Consider the following 13,000-nt stretch of genomic DNA (forward strand, 5'->3'; position numbering starts at 1 on the left):
CATCTCGGGTACCCACGCCTCCGTCTTTGATGTTTCACTCTTCGAAATTCTCGTCACGTCCTTGGAGCCATCCATTTTGAAAGGATTCCATGCGTGACCGTATATCCGTCGGAGGGCGGGTGCCAGCGAGGTCTTTTCCGGTCGGTTCATGTTTGGCATGGTCCTTACGCAGTTGCGGCGCCATATTTGCTTGGCGGACCCGACGGGGCAGTTTTCGGACCGTGCTCTCAGTTCGCCCGTCGATGGACAGAGGAGGCGAAATCTGTCCGACGTCGGCGGACGTATGTTCAGCCGTCACATCCGAGTCAGGCGGTGCCGGAGTTGCCGTCTCCTTTGAGATGTCGGCAGGCACCGGAGGACGCGACTCCAGGCTTGAGGCGGGGAGCCGACCGGATTTGGCGACTGGCTCATTGAACAAGCCGTTTTCAGCGGCGAATCCCCGATCGCGGGTGATCAGGTCGGATGGAATCAGGGCGACAGCCTGTACCCCGCCGAGGGGCGATGACCTGAGTGTTACGCGGATTCCTCTACGAGAGGCGATCCTTCCGACGATGAACAGCCCAAGCCGGTTACTGTCGGCGAGATCAAATTCCGAAGACGACGTCACCCGCGCGTTGGAATCGGCCAACTCTTGGGAATTCATCCCGATGCCCCCGTCCTCAACCTCGACCACGTAACCGCTGGCCACAAGTTCTCCGCGCACACGCACATACGTATCTGGTGGTGAGAAGGAAGTCGCGTTCTCGATAAGTTCCGCCAGCATATGGGTAACGTCGGCGACAGCCTCACCCACCAGTGCGGCGGCCGGCCCCGCCTCAACGATGACACGGGTATAGTCCTCGACCTCGGCGATCGCGGCCCGCAGGACATCACGTATGGGCACCGGGTTGTGCCAGCCGCGGGCTGGTGGCGCGCCGGACAAGATCACCAAGCCCTCGGCGTGGCGGCGCATACGGGTCGTTAGGTGGTCGAGCGCGAAGAGGTCTTTCAAGGCAGCCGGCTCGGTTGCCCGCAACTCCATGGCGTCGAGCATGGAGAGTTGGCGGTGCAGCAAAGTTTGATTCCGCCATGCGATGTTGCGGACGACCTGGTGGATGCTTTCCCGCAGATGTGCCTCACTGATGGCCGCCTCGATAGCGGTTCGTTGCAGGGTGCTCAGCGCATCGGCAACGTTTGCGACTTCTTTGCTCGTGCCGATGTAAACGCGCGGCGCTTCGGCGGTGACGTCTACTCTCTTATTTTCTCTAAGGTGCTTGATCACCCTGGGGAGGCGCTCGTTGGCCAGATGGAGCGCGGTCCGCTGAAGGGCGGTTAGCTCACGGGCCAGGCTTCGGCCGAACCGTGCTGAGACCGCGATAGAAAGCGCCACGGCGACTAGACCAAGTCCGCCTGCGACATATAGCAGCAACATAATTCTGTCGCCGATGGGCTTGGCCTTGCTGGCCAAAGCGACGCCGGTCCGGGCGATCGCTTGCTGCAATGCCGCCATGACCGATTCGGTGGCAGCCCGCCAGCTAAGCGCCGTCGGCGCCAGCGAGGCTCTCGCACCACCGGCGATAACGGCGCCTTCCAGTGTGCGAAGGTCGGCGAAGCTTGAGGAAGCGGCCAATTGGCCGAGTGGGGCACGTAGGCTCGGGCTCAGATCCGCCATTCCAGTATCGAACAAATAACGTTCGTTGTTCGCGGTCTGCACGAACATGGCGTACTCCGGGGCGGTCAGCTTCCCGGTCCTACCGGCCAGAGCCCCGGTCACCAGTGCATCCTCGCGCGCCAGGAGTTCTTCGGCCTTGCTCACATTGACGATCGCGAGACCTTCGCGGTAGACGTTCAGATCGTTGATCATCACGAGGCCGCTGTAGAGATGCATGAACGAGTCGATCAACGCGCCGTAGTCATCGATCGCACGCAGCGCGTCTGCCGTTCCGGCATCGACCCGCAGGCGTATGTCGGGCAGCCCGTCGAGTTGCTTCAGCAACTCGCCGAGCCGCTGTGTGGTCAAGGGGCTCGACGTGCGGCGAGCAGCAGCTGACAGCACCGATCGACGGAAGGTCTCCACCATCGCGTCCGTGCCCGCCCGGCTGCGTTCGACCGACGAGCGCCCCTGCGAACGAGCCGTTGCGACATACGGCACCGATGTGCCCCGCTCCAGTTGGAGCGCGAGTGTGAGCGGCATACCCGGCATGGCGATCTTGTCGAACGTGGTCGACGCGTCGTACTTGGCGAGGGCGTCTCGGGTCGTCACGTAGGCGCCGAACGACCAAATTACCGTCAGTGAGGAAAGAGGCACCAAAAGCAGCGTCACTAGCCGCAACCGCAGCGAACGGCGCGTAGAACGCTTGTGTGTAGCCATGACAGCCCTATCGGATTCGTATGGGCGCACGACAGGCGCAACATCAGCGCAGGATCGCCCAATGCGACTGATTGCACCATCTGGTGGAGAACCGACACAAGCGCCTCAAGTGCCACAAAATGGACTCAGTGTGTCAGGGGCGTAGCCGGGGTCGCTGGTCATCGATGGTGAGGACGGCCGGGTGGGCCCGCGTTCCGCAGACCCCACGCTCGTCGAACGCAGGGAGAGGGAGACAGGCGTCTGACGTCGTCGGCGTACGCGGCGTGTTAGGCCGGCTGGAGTGTTTGGAACGCCGTGGTCAGCGCTGCGGCGTATCGGTTGTTCCAGCGCGCCGCCGCGGCGACGACAAGGATGGTGTACTGATGCCCATTCGCGGTGAAGGCGCGGCCATAACCGTGCAGCCTGTGGTGGCGGCCCCGGGCCGAGGTGAACTCGATGTCGGCCGTTGTCCAGCCGCGGGCGGAGAACGGCTGGCCCCACCGCAGAACACGCATGGCGGGGAACGTCGATCGCTGAATCATCTCATGCTGAAATCTTCGCCAGTGTTCGACGGGGTCGGGCACGTCCCAATGGGTGGCGCTCACCTGAACATAGGCCCCGGTCTTCGGCTCGGTCCATCGTACGGAAGCGGAGGTCAGCGCCTTTCGCCGCCATTTGGCCGGTACGTCGAGCGTCGTCATGCCAGGGCCGTTCGCCTGCCGAAAACCAGCCGCTACGGCGGAGGTCGAGTTGCTGCCATGGTCGGACTTCTCGCCGGGCGGGCGGAGTACGACGAAGCCCACCTCGGCCACGGCGAGTACGGTCAGCGCCGCCAACGCCAGCGTCCTCCATGTTCTGGTCCGCGACGGTTTTCCCGTGGGCGGAGCCGCTTCCCGCGTAGGCTCGTTTTGCGTGTGCGGTTCGATCGGGTTTTCCGGAATGGCCGTGTCTGGAGTAGGAGACGCCTGCTGGATGACTTGAGCGAGTCCCTCCGCCGCCTGCTCGGCCGACATCCGAAGCGTCACGTCCTTGGTCAGGAGGCCTCTCAGCACAGGGGTGAGCGGCCCGGCGTGGCGTGGCGGGGTGGGCTCATCGCTGTAGACCGCCTGAAGCGTCTCCATGGCGGTGCCGCGAGTGTAGGGCGGTCGTCCCTCGACGGCGGTGTACAGCGTCGCTCCGAGGGACCACAGGTCGGAGGCGGGGCTCGCCCATTCGCCGGCGACGCGTTCCGGGGCGATGAAATTCGGAGATCCCAGGACCGTGCCGGTGCGGGTGAGGGCCTGTTCGCCCTCGATCGCGGCGATCCCGAAATCGGTGATCACCACGCGGGGGGTCGCGGCCATGTCGCCGGATTCGGTGAGCGTGAGTAGTACGTTCGGTGGCTTCACGTCGCGGTGCAGGATGCCGGCCGCGTGTGCGGCTCGGAGCGCCTCCAGCATCTTGACGCCGATCACGGCCACCTGCCCCGGTGACATCCTGCCGTCGGCTCTGATGACATCGTGCAGCGAGCGGGCATGGAGGAGTTCCATGACGATGCAGGGCCGACCGTCCTCTTCGAAGACATCGTAAACGTTCACAATGCCGGGATGGGACAGGCGTGCGGCCGATCGTGCCTCTCGCAGCGTCCTTTCGTAGAGCACCTGACGCTCGGCCGTTGTCAGGCCGGGCGGAAAGTAAACGGTCTTGACCGCGACTTCGCGGTGGAGTCGCTCGTCGAGACAGCGCCAGACGGTTCCCATTCCGCCGTTACCGACGCGCGACAGCAAACGGTAACGTCCGGCCAAGACCGAGTCTTGTCTCAATTGTGTGGTGGACATGATGTATCGATGCAATTAATGTGACAGCGCGTCGAGGCCAGGCCTCAGCGGACGATGGTGAAGATGATCAGATCGGCGATGACGGCCACCACTGTTGCGACCAGCAATGCCGATCGTAGAGTCGGCCGTCGCCTGGGTGACTTTACGGAGGGCTCTGCCGCGACGGGTGCTGACGACTCAAGCAACTCGGACAACTCGGCGGGTGTGACGGAGGGGTCATTCGTGACCTGTTCGAGCATGGCCACGACTTCCGCAGCCGTTAGTCGCTCGTCGGGATTCTTGCAGAGGAGGCCATCGATCACGGGTTGGAGAGGGCCGGCCTTCTCGATCGGAGCAGGGTCGTCGTTGAGTACGGCGACCAGACTCGCCACCGCCTCGGGCTTATTGAACGCCGGTCTCCCCTCGGCCGCTTCGTACAGCGTGGCACCGAGGGACCAGAGGTCGGATGCGGCGGCCGCGAGTTGGCCGCCTACACGCTCGGGTGCCATGTAGGCCGCGGAGCCGGTCAGAACGTCGGAATTGAGGGTCGTCGCGTCGCTGTGCGCGCGGGCGATGCCGAAGTCGGTGAGCACGGCGCGTACGGACCGCGACTCGTCGACGAGTACGTTGCCCGGCTTGACGTCGCGATGCAGAATGCCGGCTTCGTGCGCGACGAGGAGTCCGTTCGCGACCTGCAGACCGATCTTCGCGACGAGAAGCGGCTCCAGCGGGCCGTTCTCGTCGATCAGGTCTCTGAGCGAAGGAGCGTGGATCAGTTCCATGACAATCCACGGCCGGCCTTCCTCCTCGACGACGTCGTAGATCTTCACGATCGCCGGATGGGACAGCCGGCCGGCCAGCCGGGCCTCCTTGAGCGTCCGCTGGTTGACCTCGTCATATTCGGCCGGTGTGAAATCGGATGGCAAGATCATGGCCTTGGCCGCGACCTCGCGGTCAAGAAGCTCGTCGTGGGCGTGCCATACCGTACCCATTCCGCCGCGGCCGATCTGTGATAGCAGACGGTAACGCCCACCCAGCGTGGAACCTTCTCCTAGTGACATGACCCCTATAAGTACCAAATCGTCAGCTCAACGCGGAGCTGGAACGCCTTACCGAACGTCAGGCAAAGGACGTGCTTGATCACTGGGCGGCGCGAACGGCTCCATTCACCCGTCGTCGCGCAGCACCTAGTTTACGGTTCGAGTCGGCTGCGGCATAGTGAATGGGTGCCACAAAATAGAACGAGAATGTCATGCGTGAATGAGTTCCCCCCGGGAGCGGAGGCGAGCCGTCATGTGCTTAATGTGATGCAACTCATGCAACTCATGCAACCCCTTACCGACGCAGCACCACTTGCGGATGTCGCGAGCGACGCGGGACCGAACGGGAATCACCTGCCGACGCTGCGATGGTCGGCGTACGAGGCAGGGATCGCTTCGGACGGGCGCGAGGCCGATGACGCTCTGCGGGACTGCCCGGACCTGCTACGTGAATTTCCGGCACACTTCGGCGACCTCGACGCAGAATCGGCCGTCACTGAGGGAGCTGAACTTCCACGTGAGGCCATTGTCGTCGGTAACGAAGCTGTCATGGACGCCCGGGCCGGAGCCAGCCGTGTGTTCTGTCGGGGTGCCGGCGCCGTGCTGCGGGGGGACGATACCGGATGTCGCGAGGTCCGCGGTCACGACGTGTGAGTTGGTCGAGGGATGCGGGCTCCGTGAAGAACCGGCGGGATTCACCTCGTGTGTCGGTGTCTGCCCGTCCTTGCGGAAAGCCGGCCTCCCGCCCCGCATCCGCGGGGGAGCGGAACCGTGGGCGATCTGGTGGGCGATGGCGTTCGCCCACTCGGCGCGGTTCTTTGGCAAGGGCGTGTTCTGCACCAGCACTTTCCGGCCGGCTTCATGCACAGCGTTTGCGTCGACGTTGTCACCGGTCCAGCCCAGGGTTCGGTCCGTGCGTAGAATGCCGTTGACGAATTTCAGCAGGTCAGGGTCATTCAGATGCCTGAGCCAGCCGCTCACGCCCCACAGAATCCGCTGCGTCTCCTCGACGGGCCCGTAAGTGTCCGGGACTGGGTGGACTGGCCCGATACCGTCAGCCACCTTCCTCAGGGCTTTGGCGAGCGATTCGGCGTTTGCGGCCGGATCGCGGATGTACTCGCCGAGTTCCGTGAGGATCGCCTGGACTTCTGAGGTGGTCAGTATCGGAGCCGCGTCATCATCGACCACCTCCAGTGCGCGGAGGGTGTCACTCACTGCCGGATCCGTGCTGGTGCTCAGCTCTCTTGCCAGCCGCCGCCGGTGCTCGATCCGTTGTGGATCGTTGTGTACGGCATCCCGCATCGTGCGCGCGGACTCATAACTCTGGGTTGCCAGCTGTTTGAAGTCCGTGAAGGTGGCCTTCACGTCATTGAGTGTGCGGGCCCGCCGGTGGCTGGAACGTATTTCGAGCAGCACCAAGGGGGTCCGAAGCTTGCCCTGTGCGGTGTCGAGGCCGGTGAAGCGGGTACGTACGCCGAGGGCCTGGTACTGGTCGATGATCTGCCCAGGATCGGGAAGCAGGGCGTTGTCGAGGTAGTCACCGATCGTGGCGTCGCTCTCGTCGTCCAGCCGTACCTTTAGGGCGTCACCGGTCAGCCCCGGTCTTTCGACGCCCGCTGTGCGAAGCAACTCCGCGCGGATCTCCGCCGCGCGGTCGCGTAGGAAGTCTTGGACCGGCGGTGGCAGTGCTGCCCGCCATGCCGCGAGATTGGTACGCAGGGCGACGGGGGTACGGTTCTTGATCATCTCCGGGTCCTGTGGGCCACCCGGGAAGGCTGCCGTGACCTGCGTGTACACGGTTGCCAGAAAGAACCTGAGCATGGAGACGTCTCGTTCGTCCAGCAGGTCGGCGGTGGGCGGCGCATAGCGCGTGCCGTGATACAGGGATATCATTTCCCCGGAAAACCGGATGCCGTCCGAGAGCCTCCTCTTCCTTATCGGGTGCCATTCGTTGTCCCGAACGTACTCAAGAAAGGACACTCCGCTTTCGAGTGGCATTCCAACGGTATAATGCATGTAGAGTTCTGGTCTGATGCCGTCTATTGTGGGGTCCGGCATCAGGAGAGCGTCTTCGGCGTCGTTGGTATAGGTGAACCGGTCTTTAGGGAATATCTCCTCAATCGGAGTGCCTTGGGGGGAGTGTCTCAGTCGAGACAGGGCGCTTTCGACGGCGGCGAAGACCGCACCTGCACTTCGCCGCGCACGCTCTTCCCCGGGTAGTACCGCGATCGGCGCGGTGACGATCTCCAGGATCGGCCAATGGGTCCACTCCGCCACCTCCTTGCCGGCGCCGAGCAGGTTATCTTCCGATTTGTAGAACGTACCGTCCTTGGCCTTATAGGCAGCGTTGTTGTCGAGGACTACCTTGAACGTGCCGTCTTTTGCGATGATCTGAAAATCGTCGCCGGTTATCCCTGGGCGGAGTGTGACGCGCGGTAGGAGTTCCGCCTCGAAACCGATCGCACCGCCTAGCAGGGCCGGGAGCGGCATGCCGGCGATGTGGTGCGCGACCCATTGCGCCCGCCCCCGCGGGTTGCCGGGCGGCCTTCTGCCCGCCCGTTCCAGCTCTCCCAGCGCCTTTTGAACGTCCTTCCCGTCGATGTCCTGGCCGGTTCGTCCAAGTTGGCGCAACTGTGTGTTGGTCTCGTGCAGGAGGAAGTCATGCGGCTTGCCCGGCGAAGTGCGGTCGGGGGTGGTCCAGGTATGGCCTCGACCGGCTCCTTGGGGCCCACGGTGCGCGCGCAGCACGCCAGGGCCGATGGTTGAGCTTCCGCCGGGTTCATCGGCCGGCGCCGGCGGTCGTGATCGGGCGCCTGGTTTTAGATGGTGGAACTGGCCTTCGTGGTCGATGACGCCGGGCGCCGCTTCGACGCAGGCCCCAGCAGTGCGAGCCGACTTACGCCACAATCGAAGGTTTGCGCCCGGCCTCGTCCCAAGGGCTGCGAGTGTCTCCGCGGTGGACGCGACGCCCGTGCCTTGAGCGGTCATGGAGAACTCGCCGGGCGCCGTCGTGCTACGACGCAGCAGCCAGTGCCACGGGCTGCGGTCACTCCGGCGTGGCCCGGGCATGGTACCGGACAACACTTCCCCATAGATCGAGCAGCCATGCGATGGCTGCAGGATGGCCGCTGCATAGACAAGTAAGAAGTGTTGTCCGCTCGACCTTCTTTGCAACAGACTCTTCGAGTCTGGCGTGACGCCATGGCTTCAATAAAGAATACGCGCGTCAGATACTTGAATTTAGACGCCAATCCTTCGGTCCCTGGCCTTCGTGTTGCCCTCGGCTGGGGCCGTACCTGCCAGCGGTTCGGATCGGCGGTGTGCCTGTCGGGCACCGGCTTAGTCCTCCTGTGGGATGGAGTTCGAACCGGCGTTCCGGGTCGTCAGGTAACCGTTCAAACGCTCGGCCGCGCATGTGGGGCAAGATCGAATTGAACACGCCGACCTCAAGGGGTAATTTTGCTCTCAGTGCCAATGACTGCACGATGAACTTCCCGCTGAATTCGCTGCTACCTGCATCGGATACTCGCGCCGAGACGATCGGAGCCGATGCTCGACCGCTTACGGCCTATGCGAGCGCCGCGCTCGAGGCCGTGGCACATGGGCGGCCCGTCTCGAACGTGAGGACGATCGCCAGAACAGTGACCACACCGATCTCGAATGACCGTCATGGCGAGATCTTGTTGGACGCTCCCGGACGGCTCCACCTAGCGTGACCTCTGGAAAGGCGGAAGGAGTGATCACTTGCGGTACGGGCAGCCCGGGAGTTCCGGGGCGTGGTTCCTTGCTCGTCCTCGGTACGTTGCCGGGCGGACCGGCGAGGCGACCCGGGCCACGCGTCCGTCTTCGTGGCCCACGCCGACCCTCACCGGCGTGACCCCCTGCCTCGACACGGGAACGCCGCGGCTGCAGATCAGCTATTCCTCCCCCCTCCCCCGAGGGACGTGGCCGGCTCGGCGCCCCCCTACGCCGAGCCGGTCCGCGTCGCTGGAGCAGGCTTCGGAGGCCCCTTTCGAACCTCCGCTTCGATGTCTCGCCGCGTCGCAGCCAGGGTCTCGGCGGTGAACACCATTTCGGCGAGCAGCCGCGCCGGGGGGCTGTCCTCCGTGGTGACGAAGTGCACGACCCATTGCAGATCCGGTTCGGGGAACGGCCGTCGCACCAGGCACTCCGCCTCCGGCTTGTCGGCGAGCGGCGTGGGGACCAGCGCGATGCCCAGCCCCTTCCGCACCAGCTCCATGAGCATGTGCATGTCGTTGACGGTGAACACGACGCGCCGTACGAGGCGGCGCGTCGCGAAGGCGGAGTCGATGATCCGCCGCGCCGTCCACGTCACGTCGAAGTCGACGAAGAGGTGCTCTTCCAGATCCGACCAGGTCACCTCGTCACGGGAGGCCAGCGGGTGCCCGGACGCCAGCACGAGCTCGAAGTTCTCGCGGGCCACCTCGAACGAGTCCAGCTTCCGGCCGGAGAGCGGTGCGACGAACGCGCCGGGCTGGGCCAGGAACGCCGCGTTCAGCTGGCCCCGGAGCAACTGGTCGAAGACGACCTGTGTACCGAGCTGCTCGAACCGGAGCGCGATGCCGGGGAACCGCGTGTGGAACGACGCGATCAGCTCGGGCAGGTCGACCAGGTCACCGAGGCACTGCTCGGAGCCGACGCCAAGGGCTCCTTCCGCCGAGTCGTCCGCGAGCTCCCGCAGCGCGGCCCGTGCGTCGTGCAGCATGCGGCGGGCGCGGGGGAGGAAGGCATGACCGGCCTGGGTGAGCACGACGGCTCGCGGTGTGCGGTCGAACAGCTGGGACTTCAGCTCGCGTTCCAGGCTGCGGATCGAAGAGGACAGCCCCGACTGGGTGACGTACATCAGCTCGGCGGCCCGCGTGAAGTTGAGCTCCTCGGCCACCGCGACAAAGAATTCGATCTGCCGGATGTCCATGGATCACCCCCCGCTGAGCATCATATCGATCCAAACGCCGAGGTCAGAGGGAGCACTGACGGTCGAACGCCGGGAGGAGGAGATCGCGGTGCTGTCGGCGATCCCGTCCGCCACGCCGTTGGCGTCTTTGAGCGGGCGATGGTGGCCGGATGCCGAGATCACCTGGCCGACCGCAGATCACCCGAATGCCCGTCACGGCGGCGGATCTCACCGATGCGGTGGAGCTGCCGGTGCCCCAGGGGCTCACGATCCGGCACGTCACCGACCGGCCGGGCATGCGTGATCTGGTGAACGCCTACGCCGAGCCGCTCGGTTTCCCGTCGGAAGCGATCGACACCATGGTCGAGCGCAAGCTCGAGTACCTGTCGCGGGATCCGAAGCTCATCCATCTCGTCGGCCTCCTCGAACTGACCGGAGGCGGCTCAGGACGGCGAGAGTGACGTCCTGACACCCGGCCGCCGCCGTCAGCGCACGCGACGACGGCAGGCGTACCCGGGTCGTGACATCGATGGGCTGAAAAGGCGGCAAGAGGCGGACGATCAGTGGAAGAAGTGCGAATTCAGATCCTCGGTCCGTTGCGGATCTGGCGGGGCGATGTGGAGCTGGACGCCGGCCCCTGGCAGCAGCGTTGCGTGCTGGCCCTCATGCTCGCTCGCGGCGGCAGCCCGGTCAGCATGGCCGAGTTGATCGATCTGCTGTGGGCCGACAACCCTCCGGCCAGCGCGGTCAATGTGATCCACAAGTACGTAGGCGCGCTTCGCCGCCTGCTGGAGCCGGAGCTGACGGCTCGCGCGCAGGGCTCATGGCTGATCCGGCACGGTAACGGTTACCGCCTCGTCGCCGGTCCGGACCATCTGGACCTGGCCGCCTTCCGGAGGCAGGTCGACATGGCGAGGAGAAGCCTGCGCGAGCACCGGCCGGACGACGCGCTCGACCACTACATCCAGGGTCTTCGCCTGTGGCAGGGGCCGCCGGGCGACGGCCTGGCCGAGAGCACGGCGGCGTCGGTGGTTCGGCCGGCCCTCGAGGACGAGCTCTTCGAGGCGGCCATGGAGGCCGCCGAGCTGGCCATGCGCCGGAATCAGCCGGCCCGGGTGCTGCCCGTACTGCGACGAGCGGTCGGCCTGGGGCCGCTGAACGAACCGATCCACGCCCTCTTGATGCGGACGCTGGCCGCGGCGGGCCAGCAGGCCGAGGCGTTGTCCGTCTTCCAGGCCGTGCGCGACCGCCTCACCGATGAACTCGGCATCGATCCGGGGTCGAGCCTGAGGGAGGCGTACCGCCAGGTGCTGAACCAGAGCGCCGCGGCAGCGGAGAACCGTCCCAAAGCCGAGCTGCCGAGAACCGGTCGCGGAGTGAATCCCGAGCGGATCGAGCCGGTCGGCTCGGCGTTCCTGACTCCGCTCGTCAGACCCGCCCAGCTCCCGCCGGAGCTGCCGAACTTCTTCGGCCGGAAGGCCGAACTGTCGACCCTGACCGGACTGTTCGAGAACCGGTGCCGGGGAGAGCGCACGAGCCCGTTGATCGTGGCGATGGACGGTATGGGCGGGGTCGGCAAGTCGACGCTCGCCCTTCATTTCGCCAGCCGGATCGCCGAGCGGATGGAGGACGGCCACCTCTATCTCTACCTGCGAGGAAACGAGACCGAGGCGCTGCCGGTCGGTGACGCCCTGAGATCTCTCCTGCACGCCCTGGGCGTGCCCGCGCAGCGGATCCCGGACACGTTCGACTCGCTGGTGGGCATGTACCGGAGCCTGACCGCGCGCAAGAACCTCCTGATACTGCTGGACAGCGCTCGCGACGTCTCGCAGGTCCGGCCGTTGCTGCCCAACTCCGCCGAAAGCGTCGTCCTGGTGACCAGCCGGACACCGCTGGTCGGGCTGGCCGCGTTCGAGGGCGCCCATCTGCTGCACGTCGACGTCCCCGACATGCCGGAGGCGCACGCACTGCTCGAGAGGCGCCTGCCGCCGCTTCCGCCGGAGTTGCGCGACGAGCTCATCGACGAGGTCATCACCGCATGCGGCCGGCTGCCGCTGGCCCTGGCGATCGTGGCGGCCCGGATAAGCGCCCGTCCGCATCTCTCGCCGGCCGCGGTGGCCGCCGAGCTGAGGGATGACGAGGGCCTGCTGGGCGCCTTTCCCGGCGGACACGGCGTCAGCGATCCACGTACCGCCTTCGCCTGGTCCTACCAGCGGTTGAGCATCGGCGCCGCGCGGCTCTTCCGGCTCTCGTCGTTGGCCCTCGGCCCCGACGTCTCCGTGGCCGCGTACGCCAGCCTGGCCGGGCTGGATCCGCGGAAGACGCGTGAGCTTCTGCGGGAGTTGTCGGAGGTGGCGCTGTTCCAGGAGCACGGCGCCGGCCGGTTCTCCTCCCACGTCCTTGTGAAGGCCTACGCGAGAGAACTCTGCGCCAAGATCGACACCGAGCAGGATCGGGACGAGGCCACCAGCCGTCTGCTGCAGCACTATCAGCAGCTTCAACGCACAGGTCGCCCTGAAATCGCACCGGACCCCGATCCAGCCGCCGCCCGCGGTGGCCGGCGTCCGTCCGGAGCGGCCCGGGTGCTCCAACGAGGCGATGGCATGGTTCGCCGTCGAACGTGACGTACTCGGTCACGCGGTACGGGAGGCCGGTCTTGAGGTTCCCCCGTTGCGCGGACACCTGCGGTGTGGTCACTTGTGCGGGGGCTGCGCATTTCGTGGCTGTCCGTGAGGGTGTGAGAGCAGTATTCTCGCTGCCGGGTGGAATTGGCACTGTTATTCAAGTATCTGTCGCCAGTCTCCTGTTTTGGCTGATCCCGTGTGCGGCCCATCTTGTCGGCGGTCTGATCGCAGAAATTTATCGGGCGGAAATGTTGGGGCGGGTAGTCTGCGGTAGAAGGGCAGCGGGCTGTTCAGCC

Annotated in this window: 7 protein-coding genes; 2 read left to right on the forward strand and 5 right to left on the reverse strand. The window is 65.3% G+C overall.

Annotation, left to right across the window (positions count from 1 at the left end; translation table 11 throughout):
* Positions 1-34: 34 nt before the first annotated feature.
* The 5 genes from ABEA24_RS01840 to ABEA24_RS01860 form a co-directional block, all read right to left on the reverse strand.
* Positions 35-2,302, reverse strand: a complete 2,268-nt coding sequence (locus ABEA24_RS01840) for a sensor histidine kinase (RefSeq protein WP_345428645.1) — start codon at positions 2,300-2,302, stop codon at positions 35-37.
* 314 nt (positions 2,303-2,616) lie between these two features.
* Positions 2,617-4,146, reverse strand: coding sequence for a serine/threonine-protein kinase (locus ABEA24_RS01845; protein WP_345428647.1), 1,530 nt, complete (start codon positions 4,144-4,146; stop codon positions 2,617-2,619).
* 44 nt (positions 4,147-4,190) lie between these two features.
* Positions 4,191-5,186 (reverse strand): serine/threonine-protein kinase, encoded by a 996-nt coding sequence (locus ABEA24_RS01850; RefSeq protein WP_345428649.1) that lies wholly within the window; start codon positions 5,184-5,186, stop codon positions 4,191-4,193.
* Between the two features lie 423 nt (positions 5,187-5,609).
* Positions 5,610-7,913: a hypothetical protein gene (locus ABEA24_RS01855; RefSeq protein WP_345428651.1), complete on the reverse strand. Its 2,304-nt coding sequence runs from the start codon at positions 7,911-7,913 to the stop codon at positions 5,610-5,612.
* Positions 7,914-9,129: 1,216 nt separating this feature from the next.
* Positions 9,130-10,101 carry a LysR family transcriptional regulator gene (locus tag ABEA24_RS01860; RefSeq protein WP_345428653.1) on the reverse strand — a complete coding sequence of 324 codons (972 nt, stop codon included), beginning with the start codon at positions 10,099-10,101 and terminating at the stop codon, positions 9,130-9,132.
* Positions 10,102-10,250: 149 nt separating this feature from the next.
* On the opposite strand from ABEA24_RS01860, the gene ABEA24_RS01865 reads away from it, so the two are divergent.
* Complete coding sequence (locus tag ABEA24_RS01865; protein ID WP_345428655.1) at positions 10,251-10,541, forward strand: hypothetical protein; 291 nt, start codon at positions 10,251-10,253, stop codon at positions 10,539-10,541.
* 111 nt (positions 10,542-10,652) lie between these two features.
* On the forward strand, positions 10,653-12,704 hold the full coding sequence (locus tag ABEA24_RS01870; RefSeq protein ID WP_345428657.1) for an AfsR/SARP family transcriptional regulator: 2,052 nt from the start codon (positions 10,653-10,655) through the stop codon (positions 12,702-12,704).
* Positions 12,705-13,000 lie beyond the last annotated feature (296 nt).

This window comes from Actinoallomurus vinaceus, assembly GCF_039542055.1.
GTDB lineage: Bacteria > Actinomycetota > Actinomycetes > Streptosporangiales > Streptosporangiaceae > Actinoallomurus > Actinoallomurus vinaceus.

Bases quoted from the DNA above. Each gene is read 5' to 3' on its own strand.
- ABEA24_RS01845 (WP_345428647.1), bottom strand. From the start codon at position 4,146: ATGTCCACCACACAATTGAGACAAGACTCGGTCTTGGCCGGACGTTAC.
- ABEA24_RS01850 (WP_345428649.1), bottom strand. From the start codon at position 5,186: ATGTCACTAGGAGAAGGTTCCACGCTGGGTGGGCGTTACCGTCTGCTA.
- ABEA24_RS01860 (WP_345428653.1), bottom strand. From the start codon at position 10,101: ATGGACATCCGGCAGATCGAATTCTTTGTCGCGGTGGCCGAGGAGCTC.
- ABEA24_RS01865 (WP_345428655.1), top strand. From the start codon at position 10,251: ATGCCGAGATCACCTGGCCGACCGCAGATCACCCGAATGCCCGTCACG.